Here is a 26,475-nt window from a genome sequence, read left to right on the forward strand (position 1 = left end):
TGTCCAGCCCATCAGCCGGCCCCTTGGCCAGAAGCGCCGCGCCCGGCGAAGCGGAGCTTCAGGGCGCTCCAGCCGTCACCGAAGCGGCCGGCGAAATTCGTCATCCAGTCGGCCCAGGCGACCGGCAGTTCCATGGTCCGGTTGGAGACGATGAACCATGTCGCGACCGCGGATGCCGCGATAGGGACGCCATAGACCATATAGGCATATTGCGGAACGTTGTCGGCCTTGCCGGCGGCAAAGAAACCAAGCCAGCGCACGAAAAGCGCAATCGCGATCGCCGTGATCAACGGATGAATGCGCGCCTCGCGATGGGAGCGCGCGTCTCCCGCGACCGCAAGCGCGATCAGCGCGAAGACGAGTGAATAGGACCATTCGGAAAAACGCTGGTGGAGCTCGGCCAGGTACTTGTTCGGCCTTTTCTGGAACACCTTGTCGTTCGGACTGGGATTGAGCAGGTACTGGGTCGTCCGGTCCTTCGGTAAAAGCAAGACGTCCGATGAAGCCGACATGAAGGCGGACAGGTCGAAGGCATAGGAGGTGAACCGGATGACCGAAAGATCGCCGGCCAGTGTTTCGCGATGGATGACGCCGTCGTTCATCATCAGCACCTTCTCGTCGCCGCTTTCGATGATGGCGCCCCCCTTGGCGTAGTAGATGAGGTTGACGCCTTCTTCGCGTGAATCGGCGACGAAAATGCCGCCAAGGCGGTTGTCCGGAAGCCGCTCGCCAATCTGCAGGAACAGGCCGTCATCGATCTTGCGGAAGGTGCCTTCCTGGATAATCAGCGACAACAGATCGGCGCGCGACGACGCCACCAGTTCGCGGTTTTTCTGTCGTGCATAGGGATCGACGCCATTGTCGACGGCGAACGAAAAAACACTGGCCGCCAGCGCCAGGAGCATGATCGGCCTGACGATGGTCCAGCGCGAAGCGCCCGCGGCGTTCAAGACGGCAAGCTCAGAATCGGAATTCATCGCGCTCAATGTCTGAGCGACCGCGACCACCAGGGCGAAAGGCACGACGACCGGGACGATGGACGGAATGATCAGCGCAGCGACCTCGAAGAAGGTCAGCGCCGACTGCCCGCTGTCAGTGACGAGGTCGATGCGGGCGAGCACCTGCGTCGTCCACACGATCGCCAGCGTCCAGATAAGCGCTGCCAGGAAGACCGCCAACGTACGACGCATGATGTAGCGCTCAACGACCTTCATGAAGGCTTTTCTCGATTTTGCCGAACGGCATCATGCCTCCAGACAAGGTAGTCGCCCGGCGACGCCTGTACAACCGGTCCGTTGGCGGTTCGATCTGGTTCCCGTCCCACATCGATATTTCCGGTGGGCCGGAGTGTCGGTGGCAATGGATAAGAAAGGGCGAACATCAATGGTTAACAACACGTTGCGGCAGGAAAGCGGGGCCGTACCGCGACGAATCGCCATCGATTCCATCCGCCATATGGGATCGGATTCCGGCAAAGTCTTGCCAAATGCCGGAAAACGACCAAATGTCGCGCCGATCTCTCGGTTATGACCGCCGTGGCTGCAACGGCGACGAGATTGCCCGGCCTGTGGTTTACCGGCATTCGGCCAGCATTCGCGGTTGCTTCGCCAATGCCCGGATCCAGGCCAAGGCAGTCTCCCAGCAGATCGTCAGGCAGGGGCGATGATTAAAAAATAGGGTGGTGCTTCCGGTCGGAAACAGCCAAATATCTAGTTTCGCCAAGGTACTCTCCCAAAAACCCAACGCCGTTCCCGAAAGCAGGACATGATGACTTCGAGACCTTCGATCGCCTTCGCCAAATTCGCGGCGCCCAAAAAGGGCAGTGTCTTCGTGCTGGCGGCCAACGATAGCGGTCTCGGCGACGCGGCAAAGGCTTGCGATCCGGCAAAGACCCTGGAGCGGGCGTTTCCAGTAGCCGACTTTTCCGGCAAGTTTGCCGGCCTGGTCGAAGTGCTGGCGCCGGAGGGCACATCGCTCGACCGGCTGGTGGCGGTCGGCGCTGGCAAGGTCTCGGGGCTCGACGATCATGCCTGGCTCAAGCTTGGCGGCACTATCGCTGCGTCCTTGCGCAAGGCAACAGAGGTGGCCGTCGTGCTCGATCTTGCGGGTGCTGACGTCGGCGGCAGGCAAGCGGCACAGCTTGCCGCGGGCATCCTTCTGCGCAGCTATGCCTTCGACAAATACAAGACGAAAAAAGACAATGGCGACGGCCAGCGCGACGGCAAGAAGGCCGAGCCCAAAAAGCCGGTCAAGGTGACCATCCACACCACCGATCCGGCGTTGGCGAAAAAGGCCTTCGCCGACGAGGTGGCGGTGATCGACGGGGTACTCCTGGCGCGCGATCTGGTCAATGAACCGGCCAATATACTCGGACCAGTGGAGTTCGCCGCCCGCGTCAACGAACTGGAAGCGCTCGGCATCACGGTGGAGATCCTGGTCGAGAAGGACATGAAGAAGCTCGGCATGGGCGCGCTGCTCGGCGTCGCGCAAGGCTCGCCGCGTGGCGCCCGCCTGGCTGTCATGCGATGGAACGGTGGTAAGGCCAAGGACAGCCCGGTTGCTTTCGTCGGCAAAGGCGTCACTTTCGACACCGGCGGCAATTCGATAAAGACCGCCTCCGGCATGGAGGACATGAAGGGCGATATGGGCGGCGCGGCCGCGGTGACCGGGCTCATGCACGCGCTGGCCGCCCGCAAGGCCAAGGCCAATGTCGTCGGCGTAATCGGGCTGGTGGAAAATGCCGTCGACGGCCATGCGCAGCGCCCCGGCGACATCGTCACGTCGATGTCGGGCCAGACCATCGAGGTGCTCAACACCGACGCCGAAGGCCGCCTCGTTCTGGCCGATGCACTGTGGTACTGCAACGATCGTTTCCAGCCGAAATTCATGGTCAATCTGGCGACGCTGACCGGCGCCATCATGGTCGCGCTCGGCCAGCACTATGCCGGCCTGTTCTCCAACAATGACGAATTGGCGAACAGGCTGACGAGCGCCGGGCAGGCGACGCAGGAACGAGTGTGGCGGATGCCGCTCGGCACCGAATATGACAAGCTGATCGACTCGAAAAATGCCGACATGAAGAATATCGGCGGCCGCTATGGCGGCGCCATCATCGCGGCGCAGTTCCTGCAGCGCTTCGTCAAGGATACGCCCTGGGCGCATCTCGACATCGCCGGCACCGCGTTGGGCGCGCCGTCCAGCGAGATCAACCAGTCATGGGCCTCCGGCTTCGGCGTCAGGCTGCTCGACCGGCTGGTGCGCGACAACTACGAGGGGTGAGGGCTTTCAAGGCGCGATCATGGCCGACGTCCTGTTTTATCACCTCACCGAATCGACGCTGGAGGATGCGCTGCCCGGCCTGCTCGAACGCAGTGTCGATCGCGGTTGGCGTGCCGTGGTGCAGACTGGCACCGAGGAGCGGCGCGACGTGCTGGACCAGCATCTATGGACCTTCAGGGACGATTCGTTCCTGGCGCATGCGACGGACCGCGAATCCTATCTGGCCGAGCAGCCGATCCTTTTGACAACCGGCCAGGACAATCCGAACGAGGCGAAGATACGCTTTCTGGTCGACGGCGCGGTGCCGCCGGAGCTTGTCGGCTATGAACGCGCCGTGTTCCTGTTCGACGGCCACGATGCGGCCCAGCTCGAGGCGGCGCGCACGCACTGGAAGACGATGAAGGAAGCCGGCCACGCGGTCACCTACTGGCAGCAGACTTCAGACCGGCGCTGGGAACGCAAGGCGTAAGGTCTGCCGGAAGAAGCCTGAAGGGGGTGGTTTGCTGATCGTTGAGACGCGCTACGACTGAAGCCGTTCAGCCAAGTCAATGAAGTCGCTGGCCACCAGGTCCCAGGCCTGATCGGGGTGCAAGTCCGTGGTCTGCGCTAACCCGTGCTCGGTCGGTCGCGGGACAAAGGCTGTTCGCAATCCGCATGCCCGAGCCGCTGCAAGGTCGCCATTGTGGGCGGCCACAAGACAGATCTCATCCGGCTTCATTGCCAGGACGTCAGCGGTGCGAAGATAGGCTTGCGGCATCGGCTTGTACGCTTGCACGACTTCGGCGCCGAGAATCGCATCCCAGGGGATACGACTACGCTTCGCCATGTTGAGCATGAGGACGATGTTGCCGTTCGAGAGCGGCGCGATGATATAGCGGGCCTTCAGCCGCGTGAGGCCGGACACCACGTCCGGCCATGGCTCCAATCGGTGCCATGCCAGGTTCAGTTCGTCCAGCTCGGACGCCGGCACCGAAGCCGGGTCGACCCCGAATTCCGGCAAAACAGCTTCCAGATTCTCCCGATGCAGCACGTCGAGCCGTGTAAAAGGCCGCCGGCCGCTGCGCACCTCCTCCATGGATGGGGAGTAACGGCTGCGCCACGCATCCGCGAAAGCGGTAGGAATGGCGGATCCTGCTCCATGCCGCTTCAGGAACGGTTCAGCTTCGCGCGCCACGCCGCTGCGCCAATCGACGACAGTGCCGAAAACGTCGAATACCAAGGCACGCACACCATCCAATGTCATCACATTCGGCTCCTCGATCCGCACATGCATGACCTCCGCATTCGGGTGGCGAGCGCCCTTGCGGCTATCGCAAAAAATCGGTCGCGAGACACCCATTTTTGCGAGAGACATTTGCGACAGTCAAACCTGGATGGACAGGGTGAAACTATTCGCGAAGCCTAGGATATTTGCGAAAGGCGACCGGCACCACTAATCCAGAATGACGACAGCCTCCACCTCGAAGAGCATGGGGTCAATTGCAAGCTTGGGAACGGGAATCAGGGTCTGCGCCGGCAGCGCCTCGCCGAACATTTTCTTGACGTTCTTGGTCAACACCTCAAGCTTGGATATATCGTGATCGACCACGAAAACCGTGAGCTTGGCGACCTGATCCGGCCTGGCACCGAGCGCATCGAGGGCGGTGCGCAAATTTGCGTAGGCTTGCTCGACCTGGACAGCGAAGTCGGGCGACAAGGCTCCCGTGCTGTCTTGGCCGCCCTGTCCGGAGATGTAGGCCACCCGGGCTCCGCGGGGCGTGATCACCGCCGTGCTGTAGCCATTCGGCGACGGGTCGTAGAGGTTTTGTGGATTGACGATGGTCAGCTTGAGATCATTCTCATTCGCTGTCGTCGCAGTGGGAACTCCGATGGTCATGATAATTAGCCCTTCGAGAAGCAGATGCTTAATTGTGCGTGACATGATTTTCTTTTGGCTTTGCGGACCGCGAGCAACGTACCCTCGCGGCCGGCAGATTGAACTTTAACCGCATCGCCCATACGATGACTCGTGCGACGTACGAGTCATCGTATGGTACGTCGTACGAGTCAATCGTTCAAGATCGACATTCGCTGCGTTCCCGGTCAAAATCGACATCTGAACAGCGAGGGAGACGGATGGCTGCCAAACGCAGCGGCGCCCGGAGCAAACGAAGGATAAATGAGCGGCTCCAGCCTGTGCCGGAGCCGCGCAGTGAACCGCCGCTCTCTCGGGAACGTATCGTGACGACCGCGGTAGAACTGCTGGATGGTCAAGGAGTCGACGGATTGACGATGCGCCGGCTGGCCGATCGCCTCGGCTCGGGCGTGATGAGCCTATATTGGCACGTCGATAACAAAGAGGATGTCTTTGATCTGGCGCTCGACTCGGTGCTCGAATATCGCGGACCGCCGCAAATAGTTGAGTCTAAAGACTGGCGCGGAGAAGTCGTTCATATGCTCGAAGACTGGCGCGCCAGCATGCTGCGCCATCCTTGGTCGGCATCGCTGTTGCCGCGCCGGGCGCTAGGCCCGAACATCCTCAGTCGCCTAGAACTGCTGAGCAAGTCGTTGTCCAGGGCCGGTGTAGCGGACGCAGAATTGAACGTCGCGATATGGTCGCTCTGGAACTATGTGATGGGCGCCACCATCACCCGGGCGAGCTTCGACTTGTCGGACGACGACAGGGCCGCCGCGCAGCAGCGCCTTACACGTCTCAGCGAACGTTACCCGACAATCGAACGCTCTCGTCTGCTGTTGGATAACGATTGGGATGGTGCTTTTCGGAAAGGCCTCGACTTCCTGCTCGATGGCCTCTCTCCAAGATGAGGCTGAAAGATAGCTTTGGGGCTCAAAGCGACTGTCGCAAATCCCAGTTTTGCACCTGATTTTCGCAACGTCGCAGAAGAAGCCTTTGCGGCAAGGTTAAGATTCCGGAACGGTCGTGAGCCAAAATGGCAAACTGAGGACTGCCCAGGCACTTGACGAAAGGTCGGTCGCGCGCAAATCTGCTAAGATGTCAGACCAATTTTGGATGTAGGTACCCATGCGAGCGCGCGGCGAACTGCCCGGGGCACCTGCCACGCGTGTGGCAATCGCCACGCTCCCGCCGTTGGATCGCGGCAAGCAGGTTATGGAAGCGCTAGCCGACTATGTCGAGCGCGCTGCGCTGAAGAGCGGTGACCGGCTTCCGACCGAACGCGAATTGATGGCTGCACTTTCCGTGGGGCGCTCGACGATACGGGAGGCGATGGGGCGTTTCGAAGCGCTCGGCGTCACCGAGACCCGCAAAGGCAGCGGCACCTATCTGCTGAAACCGATATCCGCCGGCACAATCCATTTGCCGTTGTCGCTCGATACGGCAGAACTGCGCGATGCTCTCTTGCATACCCTCGAGGTACGCCGCGGCATCGAGGCCGAGGCAAGCATGGTCGCGGCGCGGCGGCGGACAGTTGACGATCTGCGAACGATCGAGGAAAAACTCATCGAGATGGAGCGCGTCCATCTCGCCACCGGCACGTCGGGGCCGGAAGACCTGGCCTTTCACTTGGCGGTCTACGACGCCACGCACAATCCGCTTTTCCGGCAGCTCCTGGGGCAGATGCGCGAAGCGTTCGAGCGCTTCTGGGATCATCCTTTCGACCGTCAGGATTTCGCGCGGCGATCGTTCCCGTATCACCGTGAGCTGTTCGATGCGATCGTCGCCAGGGACGCGGAGCTGGCGCGCGCAAAAACGCTGAAGATCCTCGAGATCGTGGAAGAGGATATCGAGGAAATGTCGAAATGAGCGGTCCCGATTTTTTCGACCAGGCATCGCTGATCGCCGCACATGACGAGGGCAACGCCTTCGATGCCGTCGTCCCGCCGATCGTGCAGACCTCGCTCTTCACCTTCCCGAATTATGACGAGATGCTCGAGACATACCGCGGCGAAAAGGTGCGGCCAACCTACACGCGCGGGCTGAACCCGACCGTGCGCATGTTCGAGGAAATGGTGGCAAAACTGGAAGGCGCCGAGGACGCGATCGGTTTTGCAAGCGGCATGTCGGCCATCTCGTCGGCAGTGCTGAGCTTCGTCGAGCCGGGCGACCGCATCGTCGCGGTCAGGCATATCTACCCGGACGCGTTCCGGCTGTTCGGGACGCTGCTCGCGCGCATGCGCATCGAGGTGACCTATGTCGACGGGCGCGACGAGGCGGCTGTCGCGAGCGCCCTGCCTGGCGCCAAGCTGTTCTATATGGAAAGCCCGACCAGCTGGGTCATGGAAACCCATGACATCGGTGCGCTCGCTGCGCTGGCAAAGTCCCGCGGCATCCCGACCATTATCGACAACAGCTGGGCCAGCCCGGTCTTCCAGCGGCCGCTGTCGCTCGGCGTCGATGTTGTGGTCCACTCCGCGTCCAAGTATCTGGGTGGCCACAGCGATGTCGTGGCCGGCGTGGTCGCGGGCTCGAAGGACTTGATCGGCCGTATTCGCGGCGAAGCCTATCCATATCTCGGCGGCAAACTGTCGCCATTCGATGCCTGGCTCTTGATTCGCGGCTTGCGCACACTGCCGATCCGGATGCGCGCGCATCAGGCCTCCGGCCTCGAAATCGCACGGCGCCTGCAGGATCATCCGATCGTCGAGAAGGTCTGCCATCCGGGGTTGGCCAACCTGCTTCCTGCGGGGCTGACCGGCACGTCTGGCCTGTTCTCATTTGTCTTCCGCGACGGCATCGACATCCGGACGTTTGCCGACCGCCTCAAGCTGTTCAAGCTGGGCGTGTCGTGGGGCGGCCACGAAAGCCTCATCGTGCCCGGCGAGGTCGTGCTGCAGCAGAAAGCCCAACCCAATTCCGCAATGGCGTTCGGCGTCCATCCGCGGTCCGTGCGTCTCCATGTCGGCCTCGAGGGAACCGAGGCGCTGTGGAGTGACCTGGAAACGGCGATCGACGCCGCTTCCGAAGAAAAGACCTGAAGCAACCAGACAAGAAGGGAACGGAAAATGAAGAAGCTTCTTATCGCCGCTTTCGCCACCGTACTGATGTCGGGTGCCGCACTCGCCGACACGACGCTGAAGCTCGTGGAGGTGATCACCAGCCCCGAGCGCACCGAAACCCTGAAATCGATCGTCTCCAAATTCGAGGCTGCCAACCCGGGCACCAAGGTCGAGGTCATCTCGCTGCCCTGGGGCGAGGCGTTCCAGAAATTCGCGACCATGGTGTCCGCCGGCGAAATCCCCGACGTCATGGAGATGCCGGACACCTGGCTGTCGCTCTATGCCAACAACGGCCTTCTCGAGAGCCTCGAACCCTATCTTGCCAAATGGGAGCACACCTCGGGCCTCACCGATCGCGCGCTTGAACTCGGCCGCGACGTGAACAACACCGCCTACATGCTGCCGTACGGCTTCTATCTTCGGGCAATGTTCTACAACAAGAAGCTGTTCCAGGAGGCTGGTGTCGCCGAGCCGCCCAAGACGATGGACGAGTTCGTGGCGGCGTCTGAGAAAGTCTCCAAGCTTCCGGGCAAATATGGCTACTGCCTGCGCGGCGGGCCGGGCGGCCTCAACGGCTGGATCATGTTCGGCGCAACCATGGCCGGGTCCAACAAGTTCTTCAACGAAGACGGCACCTCGACGATGAACAGCGAAGGCTGGGTCAAGGGACTGACCTGGGTCGTCGATCTGTACAAGAAGGGATTGGCACCGAAGGACAGCGTCAACTGGGGCTTCAATGAAATCGTCGCCGGTTTCTACACCGGCACCTGCGCGATGCTTGATCAGGATCCAGACGCACTGATCGCAATCGCCGAGCGGATGAAGCCGGAAGACTACGGCGTCACGACCATGCCGAAAGGGCCGAGCGGCAAGACGTTCCCGACCATCGGCTATGCCGGTTGGTCGATGATGGCGGCCAGTCAGAACAAGGACCTCTCCTGGAAGCTGATCGAAACGCTCGAAGGGCCCGAGGGCAATATCGAGTGGAACAAACGCACCGGAGCGCTGCCAGTCCACAAGTCGGCCGAAAAGGATCCCTTCTACGCGAGCGAGCAGTTCAAGGGCTGGTTCGCCGAACTTGAGGACAAGGATGCGGTGCCGACGGTCATGCCGACCTATCTCGAGGAGTTCGCCTTCTTCAAGGACTCGATGGTCATCAAGACCAGTCAACAGGCACTGCTCGGTGATATCACGCCAGAGGAGATGGCCAACCAGTGGGCCGACTATCTGACCAAGGCGCAGCAGAAATATCTGGCCAAGAAATAAACGGCGGACCGCAAGCATTGGAGCCGCCCGTCGCGGGCGGCTCCAACAGACCTGCCCATGGCAATGGAACGAAAGCGTTAGCTGATGGTTTTTGACGCCACCGCCGGGTTCCCGGAATCGCGCCGCCGGTCGCTGGTCGACCGGATCACGCGCCACGCCGAGCCATATCTTTACACCGCCCCGGCGCTGATTCTGATCGTCACCATCATGCTGGCGCCGCTGGTGCTAGGCCTGTCCTACGCCTTCCGCGACGTGCACTTGCTCAATCCCTTCTCTGGCGGGTATGTCGGGCTCGATCATTTTCGCACCCTTTATGACGACGACAATTTCTACCGCGCGCTGCGCAACACACTGTGGTGGACCGGCGCATCCGTCTTTCTGCAATTCGTATTCGGCCTGATCCTGGCGCTGTTGCTCGACCGGCCGTTCGCCGGCCGCGCCATAGCGCAGGCGCTGGTGTTCCTGCCCTGGGCGGTTCCGACTTTCCTCACCGGGCTCAACTGGGCGTGGCTGTTCAACCCTGTTATCGGACCGCTGCCGCATTGGCTTTATGCGCTCGGCCTCATGAGTGAGCCGGCCAACATCCTTTCCAATCCGCAGCTTGCTATGTGGGGACCGATCATCGCCAACGTCTGGTGGGGCATTCCTTTCTTCGCCATCACGCTGCTGGCTGCGCTCCAGGCAATCCCGCGCGACCTCTACGAAGCGGCGGCGATCGACGGCGCCGGTGCGGTCAGGCGGTTCACGTCGATCACGTTGCCATTCCTTGCGCCGACCATTGCGATCACCGTGCTGTTGCGCACCGTCTGGATCTCCAACTTCGCCGACCTGATCATCGTGATGACCAGCGGCGGGCCTGCCGACCGTACGCAGATCGTCGCGAGCTACATCTTCACGCAGGCCTTCAGGGCGCTCGATTTCGGCTATGCCTCGGCCATTGCGCTGGTGCTGCTCGTCCTGCTGCTCGCTTATTCGATGCTGATCGTCATGCTTCGGCAAGTCCTGATGGATCGGGCCTGATCGGGGGTGACCAGATGAACAGGTATTCGACTATCGGCACCGCGCTGCACCGCCTGGCGATCCTCTGCTACGTGGTCTTTGCGCTGTTCCCGCTGTTCTGGCTGTTGAAAGTATCGGTGACGCCGAACGACCTGCTCTATTCGGAGGGCGTGCGGATGTGGCCGTCGCGGATGAGCTTCGAACATTTCCGCTTCGTGCTCGCCCACAGTGCATTCCCGGTCTTCTTCAGGAACAGCATGATCGTTGCCGGTGCGACGGCCGTGATCGTGACGCTGCTCGCGTCTCTCTCTGGCTATGCGTTGTCGCGTTTCACCTTCCGCGGCAAATACTGGCTGGTCGCGCTGATGCTGCTCACCCAGATGTTTCCATTGGTGATGCTGGTCGCGCCGATCTTCAAGATGCTCTCGCCGCTCGGACTGACCAACAGCCTGACCGGGCTGGTGGTCGTCTACACCGCCTTCAACATCCCCTTCGCAACGTTCCTGATGCAGTCGTTTTTCGACGGCATTCCCAAGGAGTTGGAGGAGGCGGCCAAGATCGACGGCGCCACGCAATTCATGGCGTTTCGCCAGATCGTGCTGCCGCTGACACTGCCGGGCATTGCCGCGACGCTGGGCTTTGTATTCACCGCCGCATGGAGCGAATTGCTGTTCGCGCTGATGCTGATCTCGGGCAACAGCGCCGCCACGTTTCCGGTCGGTCTGCTCACCTTCGTGTCGAAGTTTTCGGTCGATTTCGGGCAGATGATGGCGGCCGGCGTGCTGGCGCTGATCCCGGCCTGCCTCTTCTTCCTGTTCATCCAGCGCTATCTGGTCCAGGGCCTGACGGCCGGCGCGGTCAAGGGCTGAGTGAGGTTTCATGGCATCAATCGACATCCGCAACGTCCGCAAGAATTTCGGCATCGTCTCCGTGCTGCACGGCGTCGACTTGTCGATAAAGAACGGCGAGTTCGTGGTGCTGGTCGGGCCGTCGGGCTGCGGCAAGAGCACGCTGCTGCGCATGATCGCCGGGCTCGAAGAGGTGACCGAAGGCGAGATCCGGATCGACGGCATGCGCGTCAATGAGCGGGCACCCAAGGACCGCGATATCGCCATGGTGTTCCAGTCCTACGCGCTCTACCCGCATATGAACGTCGCCGAGAACATGAGCTATGGCCTGCGGATCCGGAAGGCCGCCCGCGAGAAGATCACGGCCGCTGTCAGCAATGCCGCCCGGAAGCTTGAGCTGCAGCCGCTGCTTGCACGGCGGCCGAAAGCATTGTCGGGCGGTCAGCGCCAGCGCGTCGCGATGGGCCGCGCGATCGTGCGACAACCCAAGGCATTCCTGTTCGACGAGCCGCTGTCCAATCTCGACGCGCGCTTGCGCGAGCAGATGCGGGCAGAGATCAAGAAGCTGCACCGCGATCTCGGCGCGACCTCGATCTATGTCACCCACGACCAGATCGAGGCGATGACACTGGCCGACCGGATCGTCGCCATGCATGAGGGCGTGGTGCAGCAGGTCGGCAGCCCGCTGGAGCTTTATGACCGCCCGGCCAACCTGTTTGTCGCCGGCTTCATCGGATCGCCGGCCATGAATTTTCTGTCGGCACGCTATGAGGTCGGCGCAGGCACGGCCGGCGCACGACTGCCTGATGGAACGCTGATTGCGCTTTCGTCAGACTATCAACTGGAGGAGGGCGCGGCGGTGACGCTCGGCATCCGGCCGGAGCATGTCGAGATGTCGCCGGCCTCGGAGAGCAGCCTGAGGGCGACGGTCGACCTGATCGAGCCGACTGGCTTCGGCATCATCCTGCATCTCGGCCTGCATGGCCTGCCATTCAACGTCTTCACGCTCGACCGGGGGGCGCTTACGGCTGGTCCGACGGTGACGGTGGCGTTCCCGCCGCAACATTTGCATCTGTTCGATGAGACGGGAAGGCGCGCATTGGAATCGAGCCTTCAGCACGGGAAGGGCTGATCCTTCTTATCGGTCGCTCAGATCATTCGGATTTTCCCAAAACCGGTTCCTACCTTTGGGCCCCATGTTATTGTCTATCTTGGCGCCGGCGAATTCGATACGACGTCGAGCTCGGCCTCGACATGCTCTTGGACGAAATGGAATGCGCCCGCGGCGGCGCTAATGCTAATATCCGGGCAAGGTAGTCGAGCGCATGCGCTTTTTGTTTTTTCTGATCCTGCTCGCCGGCACCGGCATCGGCGTCGTCTATCCCTGGGTGATAAGCAATTTCTCCGGCCATGAGATCGGCACCTGGCGGGTCTACGAACAGGGCCGGTTCAAGCCGGTGACGGTACCGCTGGCCGCTCGCGACGCGCCGGTGCGGGTGCTGGTCGACCTCACCGCGAGGGCCGAACGTATCGTCGTCTCGCAACAGCGCACCGTGCTGACGCTGACCGCCGCCACCGGCGGCAGGACGGTGCTCGCCTCGACGCTGCAATTCAACCATTCGGAAAATCCGCGCCAGGTCAGCCCGCAACTGCCGGACAAGATCTTTCGCGACGAAGCAGGCCTGATCCCGACGGTCAGCCCCGGCCCCTACATCTTCACCGTCGGCCCAGGTGACGCCGAGGGCATCGAGATGCGGGCGGTGGACCTAGTGCTGCGCTCCGGCGTTGGCGAGGTCGATCAACGGGCGCAGCCGGTCGGCTTCTCGTTGATGGCAGTCGGCCTGATCGGGCTGGTGCTGGCGTTTCGTTTCGGTGGCGGCGGCCGGCCGCAAAATCCGAACTCGAAGCCGCCATCGCCGCGCTGGGGCAGGGGCTCGAATTAGCTCGTGAATTACCGCCACGCCTATCACGCCGGAAACTTCGCCGATGTCGTCAAGCACGTCGTGCTGAGCCGGCTCGTCGAATATTTGAAACAGAAGGACAAGGCGTTTCGCGTCGTCGACACCCATGCCGGGATCGGCCGCTACGATCTATCGTCGACTGAGGCGCAAAAGACCGGCGAATGGCAAGGCGGCATCGACCGGCTGGTCGGTGCCCCGCTCGACGCGCCGGCGGCAGCACTTCTGGCGCCTTATCTGGAAGCCGTTCGTTCGCTCAATCCCGAAGGCGGCGTGAAAAAATACCCGGGCTCGCCGCTGATAGCACGTCATCTCATGCGCAAGCAGGACCGGCTGTCGGCGATCGAATTGCATCGCCAGGATGTCGCGAAGCTAAGGGCACTATTCCAAGGCGATTTCCAGACCCGGGTGATCGAGCTCGACGGCTGGTTGGCGCTCGGCGCGCATCTGCCGCCGAAGGAAAAGCGCGGTCTCGTGCTGGTCGATCCGCCCTTCGAGGAGGAGGGCGAGTTCGACCGCCTCGTCGACGGGCTTCGGAAAGCCCACAAGCGCTGGCCTGGCGGCATCTATGTGTTGTGGTATCCGGTCAAGGACCGCAAGGCGGTCGCCGCCTTCCGGAAGGCGCTGGTGCAGTCAGGCATCCCGAAGCTGCTCGACATCGGCTTCGAGATCAGGCCGCCATCGGCCGAGCCCAGCCTCGACGGCAGCGGCCTGGTTGTGGTCAACCCGCCGTTCACGCTGGAAGGCGAATTGCGCACGCTGCTGCCGGCCCTGCACACATTGCTTGTCGTCGAAAAACCGGCGCATTGGACGCTGGAATGGCTGGCGGCATAGGGCGGCAGAGCTATCCGCGCGCCTGTCTTGGTTGAAGGCGATTTCAAACTAAGAAACCATTGTCTCTACAACCGCTTGACCGCGCGCAAGCGAATCCGCACAGTGCACGCAGTCGACCATAAGAGGCTGCCATGACTCGCTTCGCCCATTCCGCCCTTGCCGCACTGATAGCGCTTTGCACGCCGCTCGGCACGTCCCTCGCTGTCACCCAGGCAGCAAAGGCGGCCGACCTTGCCGTCTATACCGAAGAAGACAGCGGCGTTTGCGGTGAGGCCTGGGTGCTGAACAAGATCACCAGCCGCTTTTCCTACCAGGTGCACCACGTGCCGAATCTGCCCGACGTCGAGATTGTCGATTTCCAGGGCATCCACCAGCATCGCTATCTGCCAGCCAACGAAACCTGGCCGATCGGCCGCCGCTATTGCGGCGCCACCGTCAGCCTGTCCGACGGACACGCCCGCACCATCTGGTATCTGATCGAGGAAGGGCAGGGCTTTGCCTCGATCGGCGATAATGTCGAATTCTGCGTCGCGGGCTTCGACCGCTGGATGGTCTACAACGGCCGCTGCCGCGTCCTGCGCTGAACGCGTTTGCCGGGCTGCTCCGCCTCATCGAGGATGGCGCGAAGGAAGGCGGCGTGACCGCGAAAGGCGCGCCGTCCGATTGACGTCGCCTTGACCCGCGTTTGCGGCCGGCGTCCGACAAACAGCTTTTCGACATCGACATATCCTGCCTTGGCAAGCGTATCGATATGAGCGCCGAGATTGCCGTCCGTCGCATTGACGATGGTCTTCAATCGGGCGAATTCCAGCGCTTTGCGCCTTTCCAGAGAATTCAGCGTGGCCATGATCCTGAGACGCACACTCTGGTGGATGATTTCGTCGGCAGCCATCATCGGGCCTGCTGTGATGTCCGGCGTTCAGTCTCACTGATCTGGGACCGCGCCGCTTGATCTTGCGCGAATGACATGCGCTTCTCCCGCATACTGCAGAATACTCTGCTAAATAGAGTAATCTGTCAACCTTAGCAAAAAATTGCCCCTCTCGAACGCAGGCAAGGTCCTGGCGCAGAGCGAGCCGCGTTTTGCTTTTTCAGCTTGTGTAGATCGTCCGGTTGACAAGACGATGAGATCGTTGAAGCAGCCGCATCATGGTGTTGCCGGTCGATGATCGACGAGCAAAACGCTTGCTAACCTTCAGCGCTTCGTAGCAAGATTGGTCCGGCAAAGCGCGCACAATGTCTGTAGCAAACCGTCGGCAAAGATCGAAGAGCAGCAACGGCATTTTGCGAAATCAGCACGAGCGTGTGTCGCCCGTAACCAAAACTTAAACTGAAAAAATCATGCTAATGCTTCGCTGGCTAGACAAGCGCGAGTCAGATATGCATTACGCGCCGGGTCATTAACGGCCGTCGGCACAACTAAGGGGCATGATATGGCGAAACAGTCATCCAAAGCGCCGGCATCCAAGTCACCGGCAAAGAAGGCACCGGCAAAGAAAGCACCAGTAAAAGCGGTGGCGGCAAAGGCCGCAGCCGCTGTGAAGAAAGCAGCACCTGCTGCCAAGCCGAAGGCCGCCGCGGTCAAGGCAAAAGCAGCGCCGGCCAAGAAGCCGGCCGCGAAAGCCGCGGCAAAACCGGCAGTGAAGAAAGCAGCACCAGCCAAGGCCAAAGCAGCGCCGGCCAAGAAACCGGCCGCGAAGGCCGCGGCAAAGCCGGCAGCGAAGAAAGCAGCACCTGCCAAGACTGCACCGATAAAGAAGACTGCACCGGCCAAGAAGGCTGCGCCGGCAAAGAAAGCGGCTGCAGCGAAGACTTCGGTAGCAGTGAAGAAAGCAGCGCCGGCGGCCAAGCCGAAGGCGAAGGCAGCGCCTGCGAAGGCGAAGGCCAAGAAGTAATCGCGTTTCTTCGCTCGCGGAGGACAGTTCTGAAGACCGTCGAGGGCGGGTGCCGGACAAGGCGCCTCGCTCGCAGGGTCAGTGCTCGGGCAAGAATAGAGGCGGAGGGAAGACAGCTTTTCGCAGCTCCCAGGACTTCGCCGTACGGCGAAGTCCGGTGGGCATTTCTCTGTGCCCGGAGAAATTCTCGGTGCAAGGCCGGTTGGCTAGGTTCGGATCTGTCTGATCTGTTCCAGATTCTCTTGGGCTGCAACTGCCGCAGCTCATTGCCTTAAGATCGCGGCGGAAACGGTCGTTCGCCGTGGCGCCCGGTTTTTCCGCCTGTGGCTGTTGATCATGCCGGCATGTCCAGTCAACAGTGCACAAAAATCAACGCGCTACGGTGTCCTCTGCACGTCCAATAGGATCCCGCGGCGCTGTACTCGGCAACAGGACCCGATCATGCCCAGACTGCTCTACGCCTCCACGTCCCCCTACAGTTCCAAGGTGCGCATGGCCGCGCTTTATGCCGGGATCGCAGTCGATCTCGTGCCGATAAAAACCGAAGACAGGCCGGCCGAGCTGATCGACGCCAATCCGCTCGGCAAGATTCCGGTGCTGGTGCTCGACGACGGCCGCTCGATCCACGACAGCCGCGCCATTACCCAGCATCTCAACCGCATGTCGAAGAACGCGCTGTTCCCGCGCAATCCCGACAAGCGCCTCGAGGCGGAAGTGCTGGAGGCACTGGCCGACGGCATCTGCGACTGCGCGCTGTCGATGGTCTATGAGCGGCGCACGCGCCCCGAAGACATGGTCTACCAGCCTTGGCTCGACCGCCAATGGGCGAAGATCACCGGCGCGCTCGATCTGCTCAACGCCAATCCGCCAAAGCTGCCGAAGAAGATCACCGCCGGCCAGCTCGCGCTGCGCGCCTGCCTTGGCTATCTCTCGCTGCGCTTTGCCGGAAAATGGGAAAAGGGCCGCAGCCGGCTGGTCCGCTGGGCAGCGCGCTTCGACGACAAGTTTCCGGAGCTGAAACCCTGCGTCCCGGCGTGAGTTGCTTGGCACCCAGCTAGAGCATTTTGCAGCCACGTGGAATCACTCGGCGTCGCAGAATGCGGCTAAAACAAATAGGTAGAGCGGGATGCTCAGTTCAATCTGAATGCATCCCGCTCTGGATAAGGGATCACAAAAAAGCCGGGCACGAGGCCCGGCTTTTTCGTGTCGTGGCTTGGACGATTTTAGAACTTCATACCGACGCCGAAGGTGACGCGGTTGTCGGTCGACTTGACCTTGCCGATACCGTCGAAGTCCTTGTCGCCGAAGTCGGTGTAGCGATACTCGACACGGCCGAACACATTGTCGGTGATCTTGATGTCGGTACCGACGCCGGCCGTCCAGCCGAGCATGGTGTTTTCGTCGCTGGAGCCAGCGGCTTCGATTTCCTGGTTCTTGAGCGCGCCACCGGCGGTGCCGTAGAGCAGGATCTCCGGGGTGACGGCGTAGCCGAGGCGGGCGCGCAGCGAGCCCTCGAAGCCGCCCTTGGCCTCGACGCCACCATCGTCGCCCTCGATGCCGCTATAGCCGATATCGGCTTCAGCACCGTACACGAAGTTCTCCTGCTGCCACTGGTAGCCGCCGAAGACGCCGCCGACGAATCCATCGGTGTCGACGTCAACGCCGATATCGTCGGCATCGGCATGACCGCTGAAGCCGTAGCCGACGCTCACACCGGCATAGGGACCCGCCCAGGAAGCGACCGGAAGTTCGGCGATCGGGGCGGGTGCGGGCGGCTCTTCCGAGATGACGTCAGCAGCATAGGCGGTTCCGCCGAGGGCGAAGAGCCCGAGCGCCACCGCCAGCGGTCGCGCAAATTTAAGATTGGCTTGCATTGTTCTTTACTCCTTAAGCCACAGGCACAGGCTTGCTTTTCACAAGCGCCCTCAACCCGCCGGGGGGATAAAACGGGTCTGGCGCTCAACGGTTCCGAATGTCGTGTCGAAATGCGGCTGAAGCGAACCTGAACTTGGGTCATTACCGGGCACGAATGAGGCCGAACTTTGACGTTGTATCTGCGCAACAGATGGTGTCAGGAGGCTTTGCCATGCCGCGCTGAACACCGCTTGGAGCAAGGGGTCCGGAGCCCTATATTGCGGTCTGACGGCCGAGTCCCGGCCACAGTCGAAAGATCTCGATCCGGCCGCTTTGCCACAATGCTGCCCAAGGTCCGAACGGCATTTAACGCTTGGCCGGCCATATTTCACCGACTGGCTGAAATCGAAGCCCATTGAGGATTGACAGGATGAGCAAGGCCGCTGGAACGGCGCTGGTGACAGGCGGGGGCAAGCGGATCGGCAAGGCGATCGTCGAGGATCTTGCCGCGAACGGCTTTGCTGTCGCCATCCATTGCAACCGCTCGCGGGCCGAGGCCGAAGCGTTGGCCGCGCGGATCAACGGCGGCCATTTTGGCCAGGATGGCCGCGCCGCTGTGGTCGCCGCCGACCTGACCGACATGGCCGCGGTCGGCGACCTGGTCGGCCGCGCCGAAGCCGCGCTCGGGCCTGTTACACTGCTGGTCAACAATGCCTCGCTGTTCTTGGACGACACGGTTCAGGACGTCGACTGGCTTGCCTGGGACCGTCACTTCGCCGTCCATGTGAAGGCGCCGGCACTTTTGGCGCAAGAATTCGCCGGGGCGCTGCCGGAAGGCCGGGAAGGGCTGATCGTCAATATGATCGACCAGCGCGTGTGGCGCCCGACGCCACGCTATTTCTCCTATGCGCTGTCGAAATCGACATTGTGGACAGCGACGCAGATGATGGCGCAGGCGCTGGCACCCCGTATTCGCGTCAATGCCATCGGCCCCGGCCCGACGCTGAAGAGCGCGCGCCAGGACGACCGCGATTTTGCCGCGCAGGTTGACGGCTTGATCCTGAAGCGCGGCCCGGAATTGCCTGAATTCGGCGCCACCATCCGCTATCTCTGGGGCGCGCGCTCGGTCACCGGCCAGATGATCGCGCTCGACGGCGGCCAGCACCTTGCATGGCAGACGCCGGACGTGACAGGCATTGTCGAATGAGTCCCATGGACCAGAAACACAAACGAGGCGGCGCCGCCGACGACCTGCCCCCCGATGTCGACCTCGAGGACGAGGCGGCGGAGATCGTCGATCCGTCAGCTCCCGGTGCCAGTGGCCCTGACGTCGCCTTCACGGCCATCGATTGGACGCCGCATGCCGGCGATGCCGACGGCATGGTCGGCGCCGAAGTCATCCAGACGCTGGTCAAACGGCTGCCCAACGCGCCCGGCGTCTACCGCATGATGAATGCTGCAGGCGACGTGCTTTATGTCGGCAAGGCGCGCAGCCTGAAGAAGCGGGTGACCAATTACGCGCAAGGCCGTTTCCACACCAGCCGCATCGGCCGCATGGTGCGCGAGACGGCGACGATGGAGTTCGTCGTCACCCGTACCGAGATCGAAGCGCTGCTGCTGGAAGCCAACCTTATCAAGCGCTTGCGGCCCCGGTTCAATGTGCTGATGCGGGACGACAAGTCGTTCCCCTACATCCTGTTGACCGGCGATCATGTCTCGCCCGGCATCTATAAACATCGCGGCGCGCGCTCGCGCAAGGGCGACTATTTCGGCCCCTTCGCCTCGGCCGGTGCCGTCGGCCGCACCATCAATTCGCTGCAGCGCGCCTTCCTGCTCAGGAGCTGCACCAACTCCTTCTACGAGAACCGCACGCGGCCGTGCCTGCTGTTCCAGATCAAGCGCTGCGCCGGCCCGTGCACCGGCGAAATCTCGCATGGCGACTATGCCAAGCTGGTCGCCGAGGCGAAGGACTTCTTGTCCGGTCGCAGCCAGAAGGTGAAGACCGATATTTCTGCCGCCATGCAGCAGGCCGCGGAGAACCTCGACTTCGAGCGCGCCGCCATCTATCGCGACCGGCTGGCGGCGCTGTCGCACGTGCAGAGCCATCAGGGCATCAACCCGCAGACCGTCGACGAGGCCGATGTCTTCGCCATCCATCAGGAAGGCGGCCAGGTCTGCATCCAGGTGTTTTTCTTCCGCACCGGCCAGAACTGGGGCAATCGCGCCTACTTCCCCAAGGCCGATCCGGCGATGGAGGCGGCCGAGGTGCTGGGCTCGTTCCTGGCGCAATTCTATGACGACAAGCCGACGCCGCGCACCATCCTGTTGTCGCATGGCGTCGAGGACCAGGAATTGCTGGCCGAGGCGCTCTCCACCCGCGCGGGTCGCAAGGTGGCGATCTCGGTGCCGCAGCGCGGCGAGAAGAAGGATTTGACCGACAACGCACTGCAGAACGCCCGCGAGGCGCTCGGCCGCCGGCTGGCCGAGACTTCGACGCAGGGGCGACTGCTCATCGGCTTCGCCGAGACCTTCGGCCTGAAGAAAACACCGGTGCGTATTGAGGTCTATGACAACTCTCACATCATGGGCACCAACGCCGTCGGCGCCATGGTCGTCGCCGGGCCGGAAGGCTTCGTGAAGAACCAGTACCGTAAATTCAACATCCGCTCGACCGAGATCACGCCGGGAGACGATTTCGGCATGATGCGCGAGGTGATGGAGCGGCGTTTTTCCCGGCTGCTGAAGGAACATGGCGACGTGCCGCAGAGCGAACAGGCGGCGGACGACACCCTGGCCGAACAGGGCGACGAAATCGAGGATGCGGGCGGCTTCCCGGCCTGGCCAGACGTCATCCTCATCGACGGCGGCCAGGGCCAGATGACGGCAGTGCGCAAGATCCTCGCCGATCTCGGCATCCAAGACCGTGTCCAGGCCATCGGCATCGCCAAGGGCCAGGACCGCGACGCCGGCCGCGAACGCTTCTTCGTGACGGGCAAGCCACCATTTTCGCTCCCCGTACGCGACCCCGTGCTCTATTTCGTCCAGCGGCTGCGTGACGAGGTCCACCGTTTCGCCATCGGCTCGCACCGCGCCCGCCGCAAGAAGGAAATGGTCAAGAGCCCGCTCGACGAGATCAGCGGCATCGGCCCGGGCCGCAAGCGCGCGCTGCTCATGCATTTCGGCACCGCCAAGGCGGTCAGCCGCGCCGCGATCGAGGATTTGGTCAAGGTCGACGGCATTTCCGAGCAGGTCGCGAAGCTGGTCTACAACCATTTTCACGAGAGCTGATGGATTCGGCTATTTTCGGTTGGTCCATCGACTATCGCCTGTTGACCCCCCACATTCGCTTCTGATTTGAGTAGGCAGGCAGAAAGAGTTCCCAAAAATATGGCCCAGCGCGCATTCAACCTGCCCAACATGCTCACCTATGCCCGCATCCTCGCGGTGCCGCTGGTTGTGCTGTGTTTTTTTCTCGAAGGCCATCTGAAGTCGAGCGACTTCGCCCGCTGGTCGGCGCTGATCATTTTCCTGCTGGCCTCGATCACCGACTATTTCGACGGCTATCTGGCGCGCGCCTGGCAGCAGACCTCGAATATCGGCAAGATGCTCGACCCGATCGCCGACAAGTTGCTTGTCGCCACGTGCCTGCTGCTGCTGGCGGCCGACACCGATAGGCATGCCGGCATCGCCGGCTGGTCGCTGTGGGCGGCGATCATCATCCTGTGCCGCGAGATCCTGGTCTCGGGCCTGCGCGAATATCTGGCGGCGCTGAAGGTCTCGGTACCGGTGACGCAGCTGGCAAAGTGGAAGACCACCATCCAGATGATCGCCATCGCCTTTCTGCTCGCGGGACCTGCCGGCGACAAGATCTTCCCGCTGACCACGCAGACCGGGCTCGTGCTGTTGTGGATCGCCGCCTTGGTCACGCTCTACACCGGTTACGACTATTTCCGCGCCGGCCTCAAGCACATCATGGACGAGTAGGATGTCGACGCGGCTCATTTATTTCGCCTGGGTGCGCGAGCGGATCGGCAAGCCGCAAGAGGACGTCGAATTGCCCGCCGGCATCGAGACCGTGGCCGACCTGCTGCGCTGGCTGAAATCGCGCGGCGAGGAGTACGAGCACGCGCTGCAATATCCTGACGTGATCCGCGTCGCCATCGACCAGGAACATGTCGAGCACCGCGAGAAGATATCAGGCGCGCGCGAGATCGCGCTGTTCCCGCCGATGACGGGTGGCTGAAATGCCCGGCGCGGTGGTGCCGACGGTGCGCATCCAGGCGGAGGATTTCGATATCGCCGTGGAGATCGCCGAGATGACGCAAGGCCGCGCCGACATCGGCGCTATCGTGACTTTCTCCGGCCTCTGCCGCGATGAGGCAGGCAGGCTCGCGGCACTCGAACTCGAACATTATCCAGGCATGGCTGAAGCCGAGATTGGCCGCATCGCCGCCGAAGCGATTCACCGCTGGCCGTTGCAGGGGCTCACCGCCATCCATCGCCATGGCAGGATCGCGCCCGGCGAGAACATCGTGCTGGTGGTCGCTGCCTCCGCGCACCGGCAGGCGGCGTTCGAGGCGGCGAACTTCCTGATGGACTACCTGAAATCGCGCGCGCCGTTCTGGAAGAAGGAACACCATACCGACGGCTCGCAAGGTGGCTGGGTCGATGCCAAGGAAGCCGACGACGAGGCCGCAAGCCGCTGGGAGCAGGGTGTGCCGAAACGAAATTGATGCTTCGCGTCACCGCCGCAGGGGTGGAACCCGTCAGCCCCCGATCAGCCCTTGTCAGTGCCGATCCAGTGATCGAGCGCAATCCGGCCGGGTCCCCACGCCATGATGCCGAGCGCCATCGCCGCCCAGGTGATGTGCAGCGGCCAGCCGTCCGGCACGGTGAGTTGTATGACCAGCGTCATCACGAGCAGCCCGAATGCCGCCAGTCGTGTCGCCAAGCCGAGAACAAGAAGAATTGGCAGCAGGATTTCCGCCGATCCTGAGACGAACGCCACCAGGCCAGGTGCCGGGAAGTCGTAAAGGCCGCCGGGCAGATGCAGCTTGAGCTCCGAGGTGAAAAGCAGCACGGCGACATCGTTCAACTGCAAAAAACCGTCCCATTTGTTGACGCCGGACCGCCAGAACGGGACGGCGAGTGCGCAGCGCAGGACGAGCTGCGTCAGCGACGGTGTGGCACTCGTGCGAAGGGCGGCATTCACCCTCTCGACGAGGGCGGCGATCCCTCGCGGCTCGGTGCTGGCGTTCTGCCCATGATTCGTCATGCTCATCCTCGCTGGTGTGCCGCTGTGAAGGCACCTGCTTGCAGCAGGTCGGCAATGTTGGCGGCAAGGTCGAATTCGGCCCGCTCCGCAGACGCTGCCGCGGCCGCCGCGCCGAGCGGCTCACCCGCCATGAGGCGATCCAGAAAAACGGCGCTGCCGGGCGGCAGATGGAGAACATAGACTTCGAGGCCGGGTCGCGTGATCAGCGCATCTTCACGGCCGCTTGCGTCGATCCGCCCGACAGGACCGTCGCTCCGGTTTGCCGCGAAGATCGTCACGACCGGATAACGCGAGCGTATGGCGCGCGTTGCCGGGTGCGGCACGAATACGGCATCGGCCAGTCGTTCGGGCGGGATCGACGCCAGTGCTCGGGAGGCCAACGGTTCCGCGTCGGCGGCATGATAGGCGTCGAGCCAAGCCCGCTCCATGCGCGCCACATCAGCCAGCCACGGCATCGACTGCGCGTATTCGTAGCGTTCGATGAAATCGGGAAAGTCGCGGCCGTATTCGAATAGAAGCGGCGAGGTGGGCGGTGTTTCGCGAACATGAAAGCGCGCCATTGCGCGAAAGAAGTCCGGTCCGGTGATGCGCAGCGTTGCTGGAAAGCTAGCGGCCAGCGCGTCGATCAGGCTGACCGTGACGTTATTGCGGTGGACGGCATATCGCTTGATCGCAGCCTTTCCGTTCGGCCCCGAGACAACGTCAGGCGGGGCTCGGTCAGGATCGAGCAAAGCGGCGGCGAATGCCGCGGCATAGTCGAACCGGCGGCCGAGGTCGCCCGACTGGAGCTCATCTTGCGGCATGGGCTTTTCCGAACGTGTGATCGCCGTCGGCATGACGGTCCAGGATCGTTTGGGCGGCGGCCGCCTCTGCCTTGAGCACCGGCCAGTCGGGAATGGCGCTGTCCCATTCGATCAGCGTCGGTAGCGGTCCGCATCGGCCGATGACGATATCGAAAAGCTTCCAGACTGCGTCGGTGACCGGACCGTCATGGCTGTCGATGAGCAGCAGGTCGCCCTCGTCATCCTCCTGCTCCGCGTGCCCGGCCAGATGGATTTCGCCGACATAATCGAGCGGGAAATCCGCGAGGTAGGAAAGGGCTGAATAGCCGTGATTGGTGGCTGAAACAAAGAGGTTGTTGACGTCGAGCAGCAAGCCGCAACCGGTACGCCGCACCAGCGCGCGGATGAAATCCGTCTCACTCATCGTCGATTCCGGGAACAGGACGTAGCTCGAGGGGTTCTCGAGCAGGATCGGGCGGCCGATCGCGCCTTGCACTTCGTCGATGTGATCCGCCACGCACGAAACCGTTGCCGGCGTATAGGGCAGGGGAAGCAGGTCGTTGTAATAGGTGGTGTCGTGGGTCGACCAGGCGAGATGCTCGGAAATGAGCGCCGGCTCATAGCGGTCGACGAGCGCCTTGAAACGGCCGAGATGCACTTTGTCGAGCGGTCGCGATCCGCCAATCGACATGCACACCCCGTGCAGTGAAACGGGATAATCGCGGCGGATCTTGGCCAGCGCATCGTGCGGCGGGCCGCCGGCGCCCATGTAGTTTTCGGCGTGGACCTCGAAGAAACCGCCCTTTCGGTCGTCGCCGAGGATCGCGTGTAGATGTTCATGCTTGAAACTGGTGCCGGCAAGGCCGACGACCGGGTGTGCCGGAAAGCGCGAGGTTTTCGACATACGGGATGCTGAGGCCAGTCCGTTCATCTTCATCTCCGCTTTCCGGGCAGGTTGCATTGCCTACGACGGGATGTCGCGGGTCAGCTCCGTGGGCGAGCCCTTGCGGTTGCCGGGCAGGTCCATTGTCGTGCAGGTGCCGCCATCGACAAACTTCCAGGCGTTGCCCTGGTAATCGACAGTCGAGGTGCCTTGGCAGGTAGTGCCGGGTCCTGCCGCGCAGTCGTTCTGCCCCTTCAAGGCGACGCCAAAGCACTTCTCCTTGCCGGCATCCGTCGCCGCCTTGACCTCTGCCTCGGACAGCGGTGCGGCCGCCGCAAAAGAAGCAAGAGCCGTGGCAACGGCGCCGGCCAGAAAGGCCGCGCTCACGGTTGATCTTGTTGACATGATTTCACCTCCGATTGGGTTGTTGCGCGCGCCGTTCCTCAAGCGCGCATCGGTCAGTTCGGTCCGGAGGCTCGCTGTGTTACATCTGTTTGGGAACACGACTTCGTGATCGCCTGGGGCCTGGCCCACCAGGTCGATCCGCTGCCCATCAGGGGAGAAGATGGTGATGTCGAGCGAGAAGCCGGCAGCGGCCCTGCTCTGTTCGCTCGGTTGCCGGCGTTCGGCGTCCGGGGCAGGATTGCCGCAACAAAAAAGGCCAGCATTGCGCCGGCCTTTTTTGAATATCACGTGGTGATGGACTATCGGCTCAGCCGACGATCTCGGTGTCCGAGAACCAGTATTTGATCTCCTGCGCGGCGGTCTCCGGCGCGTCGGAGCCGTGCACCGAGTTCTCGCCAATCGACAGCGCGTGTATCTTGCGGATCGTGCCTTCGGCGGCGTTGGCCGGGTTGGTGGCGCCCATCACGTCGCGGTTTTTGGCAATGGCGTTCTCGCCTTCCAGCACCTGCACGACCGTTGGGCCCGACGACATGGACTCGACCAGCTCGCCGAAGAACGGCCGATCCTTGTGGACGGCGTAAAAACCTTCCGCCTCGCGGCGGCTCATCCACACCCGGCGCGAGGCGATGACGCGCAGGCCGGCTTCTTCGAGCATCTGGGTGATGGCGCCGGTGAGATTGCGCCGGGTGGCGTCCGGCTTGATCATGGAAAAGGTGCGTTCGAGCGCCATGGGTTCGTCCTTGTGATGGAGAGTGGAATTCAGGGTGGCGGGCTCTATACAAGCCGCCCGCCGGCTTGCCAAGGGGCTTGGCGCTAATGCATGTCGCGCAAAAGTGCGCAGCGGTTTTGCGATAACGACATCCATAAAAACAAGAACTTAAGCGCGTCGCTGACGCGCTTTAGCCGCCACAAGCGCGTCGCCGTCAGCCTAAACCAATGTTGTCATAACTGCATCTCGATCGTCAGCTTGGCCGTGTCGCCAGCCCGAAGGCCTTCGCGGGCCCGCACCGCCGTCTTGATCGGCAACAGCAGCTGCCGGATTTCTTGTCGGGAAACAGCGATGTCCGCCATCTGGTCTGGCCGATGACGGCCTCCACGCCAAGTGAGCCCCAGGGTCGTGCCATGCCCGCCGTCGCCGTCTTGATCCGTGCCCCAAGCTCCGGCGGCAGCGTCACGAAATGCCAGCCGCCCTTGCCCGGATAGACCCAGATCTCGGCCTGCACGTCGTAGCGAAACATTTT

At 62.3% G+C, this 26,475-nt stretch carries 31 protein-coding genes; 19 read left to right on the top strand and 12 right to left on the bottom strand.

The genetic code is table 11. The features are described 5' to 3' along the window. Nucleotides 1-11 precede the first annotated feature (11 nt). Nucleotides 12-1,214 (bottom strand): LPS export ABC transporter permease LptF, encoded by a 1,203-nt coding sequence (gene lptF / locus AC0L25_RS15540; RefSeq protein WP_473596308.1) that lies wholly within the window; start codon nt 1,212-1,214, stop codon nt 12-14. Nucleotides 1,215-1,504: 290 nt separating this feature from the next. Here lptF and AC0L25_RS15545 point away from each other — a divergent pair, with 290 nt between their 5' ends. From AC0L25_RS15545 to AC0L25_RS15555, 3 genes are all read left to right on the top strand, one after another. Next, entirely contained in the window at nt 1,505-1,666 is a 162-nt protein-coding gene (locus AC0L25_RS15545) for a hypothetical protein (protein ID WP_473596309.1), read from the top strand. 101 nt (nt 1,667-1,767) lie between these two features. Next, on the top strand, nt 1,768-3,279 hold the full coding sequence (locus tag AC0L25_RS15550) for a leucyl aminopeptidase (protein WP_473596360.1): 1,512 nt from the start codon (nt 1,768-1,770) through the stop codon (nt 3,277-3,279). A gap of 19 nt (nt 3,280-3,298) precedes the next feature. Beyond that, nucleotides 3,299-3,748, top strand: coding sequence for a DNA polymerase III subunit chi (locus tag AC0L25_RS15555; RefSeq protein WP_473596310.1), 450 nt, complete (start codon nt 3,299-3,301; stop codon nt 3,746-3,748). A 51-nt stretch (nt 3,749-3,799) separates the two neighbouring features. Here the strand turns inward: AC0L25_RS15555 and AC0L25_RS15560 are convergent, their stop codons facing one another. Next, nucleotides 3,800-4,552 carry a haloacid dehalogenase type II gene (locus AC0L25_RS15560; protein WP_473596311.1) on the bottom strand — a complete coding sequence of 251 codons (753 nt, stop codon included), beginning with the start codon at nt 4,550-4,552 and terminating at the stop codon, nt 3,800-3,802. Nucleotides 4,553-4,711: 159 nt separating this feature from the next. Beyond that, a complete protein-coding gene (locus AC0L25_RS15565; RefSeq protein ID WP_473596312.1) occupies nt 4,712-5,200 on the bottom strand; it encodes a RidA family protein in 489 nt (162 codons plus the stop codon). A gap of 194 nt (nt 5,201-5,394) precedes the next feature. Between AC0L25_RS15565 and AC0L25_RS15570 the strand changes: the two genes are divergently transcribed. From AC0L25_RS15570 to AC0L25_RS15615, 10 genes are all read left to right on the top strand, one after another. Beyond that, nucleotides 5,395-6,084: a TetR/AcrR family transcriptional regulator gene (locus tag AC0L25_RS15570; protein ID WP_473596313.1), complete on the top strand. Its 690-nt coding sequence runs from the start codon at nt 5,395-5,397 to the stop codon at nt 6,082-6,084. 217 nt (nt 6,085-6,301) lie between these two features. Further along, complete coding sequence (locus AC0L25_RS15575; RefSeq protein WP_473596314.1) at nt 6,302-7,042, top strand: FadR/GntR family transcriptional regulator; 741 nt, start codon at nt 6,302-6,304, stop codon at nt 7,040-7,042. Beyond that, entirely contained in the window at nt 7,039-8,214 is a 1,176-nt protein-coding gene (locus AC0L25_RS15580; protein ID WP_473596315.1) for a PLP-dependent transferase, read from the top strand. Before AC0L25_RS15575 ends, AC0L25_RS15580 begins: the two co-directional genes overlap by 4 nt. 27 nt (nt 8,215-8,241) lie before the next feature. Continuing rightward, the gene (locus tag AC0L25_RS15585; protein ID WP_258118152.1) at nt 8,242-9,501 is read left to right on the top strand and encodes an ABC transporter substrate-binding protein; all 1,260 of its coding nucleotides are present in this window, start codon (nt 8,242-8,244) and stop codon (nt 9,499-9,501) included. Nucleotides 9,502-9,585: 84 nt separating this feature from the next. Continuing rightward, a complete protein-coding gene (locus AC0L25_RS15590) occupies nt 9,586-10,521 on the top strand; it encodes a carbohydrate ABC transporter permease (protein ID WP_473596316.1) in 936 nt (311 codons plus the stop codon). Between the two features lie 14 nt (nt 10,522-10,535). Further along, nucleotides 10,536-11,369, top strand: coding sequence for a carbohydrate ABC transporter permease (locus tag AC0L25_RS15595; RefSeq protein WP_473596317.1), 834 nt, complete (start codon nt 10,536-10,538; stop codon nt 11,367-11,369). A gap of 10 nt (nt 11,370-11,379) precedes the next feature. Beyond that, entirely contained in the window at nt 11,380-12,480 is a 1,101-nt protein-coding gene (locus tag AC0L25_RS15600; protein ID WP_473596318.1) for an ABC transporter ATP-binding protein, read from the top strand. A gap of 193 nt (nt 12,481-12,673) precedes the next feature. Beyond that, a complete protein-coding gene (locus AC0L25_RS15605) occupies nt 12,674-13,291 on the top strand; it encodes a hypothetical protein (RefSeq protein ID WP_473596319.1) in 618 nt (205 codons plus the stop codon). A 3-nt stretch (nt 13,292-13,294) separates the two neighbouring features. Then, on the top strand, nt 13,295-14,140 hold the full coding sequence (locus AC0L25_RS15610; protein ID WP_473596320.1) for a 23S rRNA (adenine(2030)-N(6))-methyltransferase RlmJ: 846 nt from the start codon (nt 13,295-13,297) through the stop codon (nt 14,138-14,140). A 131-nt stretch (nt 14,141-14,271) separates the two neighbouring features. Beyond that, nucleotides 14,272-14,724: a hypothetical protein gene (locus tag AC0L25_RS15615; RefSeq protein ID WP_473596321.1), complete on the top strand. Its 453-nt coding sequence runs from the start codon at nt 14,272-14,274 to the stop codon at nt 14,722-14,724. Here the strand turns inward: AC0L25_RS15615 and AC0L25_RS15620 are convergent. Both AC0L25_RS15620 and AC0L25_RS15625 read right to left on the bottom strand, forming a co-directional pair. Beyond that, nucleotides 14,694-15,032 (bottom strand): transcriptional regulator, encoded by a 339-nt coding sequence (locus AC0L25_RS15620; RefSeq protein ID WP_473596322.1) that lies wholly within the window; start codon nt 15,030-15,032, stop codon nt 14,694-14,696. The genes AC0L25_RS15615 and AC0L25_RS15620 overlap by 31 nt on opposite strands. Nucleotides 15,033-15,479: 447 nt before the next feature. Further along, nucleotides 15,480-15,989 carry a hypothetical protein gene (locus AC0L25_RS15625; RefSeq protein WP_473596323.1) on the bottom strand — a complete coding sequence of 170 codons (510 nt, stop codon included), beginning with the start codon at nt 15,987-15,989 and terminating at the stop codon, nt 15,480-15,482. 487 nt (nt 15,990-16,476) lie between these two features. On the opposite strand from AC0L25_RS15625, the gene AC0L25_RS15630 reads away from it, so the two are divergent. Further along, entirely contained in the window at nt 16,477-17,073 is a 597-nt protein-coding gene (locus tag AC0L25_RS15630; protein ID WP_473596324.1) for a glutathione S-transferase family protein, read from the top strand. Nucleotides 17,074-17,258: 185 nt separating this feature from the next. On the opposite strand, the gene AC0L25_RS15635 is transcribed toward AC0L25_RS15630, so the two are convergent. Continuing rightward, nucleotides 17,259-17,909, bottom strand: coding sequence for an outer membrane protein (locus tag AC0L25_RS15635; RefSeq protein ID WP_473596325.1), 651 nt, complete (start codon nt 17,907-17,909; stop codon nt 17,259-17,261). Nucleotides 17,910-18,319: 410 nt separating this feature from the next. Here AC0L25_RS15635 and AC0L25_RS15640 point away from each other — a divergent pair, with 410 nt between their 5' ends. The 5 genes from AC0L25_RS15640 to AC0L25_RS15660 all read left to right on the top strand — a co-directional run bounded on the left by AC0L25_RS15640 (nt 18,320) and on the right by AC0L25_RS15660 (nt 22,622). Then, nucleotides 18,320-19,096, top strand: coding sequence for an SDR family oxidoreductase (locus AC0L25_RS15640; protein WP_473596326.1), 777 nt, complete (start codon nt 18,320-18,322; stop codon nt 19,094-19,096). Then, nucleotides 19,093-21,177, top strand: coding sequence for an excinuclease ABC subunit UvrC (gene uvrC, locus AC0L25_RS15645; protein ID WP_473596327.1), 2,085 nt, complete (start codon nt 19,093-19,095; stop codon nt 21,175-21,177). Before AC0L25_RS15640 ends, uvrC begins: the two co-directional genes overlap by 4 nt. A gap of 99 nt (nt 21,178-21,276) precedes the next feature. Continuing rightward, the gene (gene pgsA / locus AC0L25_RS15650; RefSeq protein WP_352481786.1) at nt 21,277-21,873 is read left to right on the top strand and encodes a CDP-diacylglycerol--glycerol-3-phosphate 3-phosphatidyltransferase; all 597 of its coding nucleotides are present in this window, start codon (nt 21,277-21,279) and stop codon (nt 21,871-21,873) included. Nucleotide 21,874: 1 nt separating this feature from the next. Then, on the top strand, nt 21,875-22,132 hold the full coding sequence (gene moaD / locus AC0L25_RS15655) for a molybdopterin converting factor subunit 1 (protein WP_292184203.1): 258 nt from the start codon (nt 21,875-21,877) through the stop codon (nt 22,130-22,132). Between the two features lies 1 nt (nt 22,133). Then, a complete protein-coding gene (locus AC0L25_RS15660; protein ID WP_473596361.1) occupies nt 22,134-22,622 on the top strand; it encodes a molybdenum cofactor biosynthesis protein MoaE in 489 nt (162 codons plus the stop codon). A gap of 44 nt (nt 22,623-22,666) precedes the next feature. Here the strand turns inward: AC0L25_RS15660 and AC0L25_RS15665 are convergent, their stop codons facing one another. The 6 genes from AC0L25_RS15665 to AC0L25_RS15690 form a co-directional block, all read right to left on the bottom strand. Next, nucleotides 22,667-23,164: a DoxX family protein gene (locus AC0L25_RS15665; RefSeq protein WP_473596328.1), complete on the bottom strand. Its 498-nt coding sequence runs from the start codon at nt 23,162-23,164 to the stop codon at nt 22,667-22,669. 2 nt (nt 23,165-23,166) lie between these two features. Next, complete coding sequence (locus AC0L25_RS15670; RefSeq protein ID WP_473596329.1) at nt 23,167-23,967, bottom strand: HvfC/BufC family peptide modification chaperone; 801 nt, start codon at nt 23,965-23,967, stop codon at nt 23,167-23,169. Continuing rightward, nucleotides 23,954-24,877, bottom strand: coding sequence for an MNIO family bufferin maturase (gene bufB / locus AC0L25_RS15675; protein ID WP_473596330.1), 924 nt, complete (start codon nt 24,875-24,877; stop codon nt 23,954-23,956). Before bufB ends, AC0L25_RS15670 begins: the two co-directional genes overlap by 14 nt. Before the next feature lie 33 nt (nt 24,878-24,910). Continuing rightward, nucleotides 24,911-25,234, bottom strand: coding sequence for a BufA1 family periplasmic bufferin-type metallophore (locus AC0L25_RS15680; protein WP_473596331.1), 324 nt, complete (start codon nt 25,232-25,234; stop codon nt 24,911-24,913). Nucleotides 25,235-25,541: 307 nt separating this feature from the next. Next, nucleotides 25,542-25,964, bottom strand: coding sequence for a nucleoside-diphosphate kinase (gene ndk, locus AC0L25_RS15685; protein WP_473596332.1), 423 nt, complete (start codon nt 25,962-25,964; stop codon nt 25,542-25,544). Nucleotides 25,965-26,196: 232 nt separating this feature from the next. Further along, nucleotides 26,197-26,472 carry a DUF1905 domain-containing protein gene (locus AC0L25_RS15690; RefSeq protein ID WP_473596333.1) on the bottom strand — a complete coding sequence of 92 codons (276 nt, stop codon included), beginning with the start codon at nt 26,470-26,472 and terminating at the stop codon, nt 26,197-26,199. Between the last annotated feature and the right edge of the window lie 3 nt (nt 26,473-26,475).

The sequence above is a fragment of the Mesorhizobium sp. WSM4813 genome, from assembly GCF_055811555.1.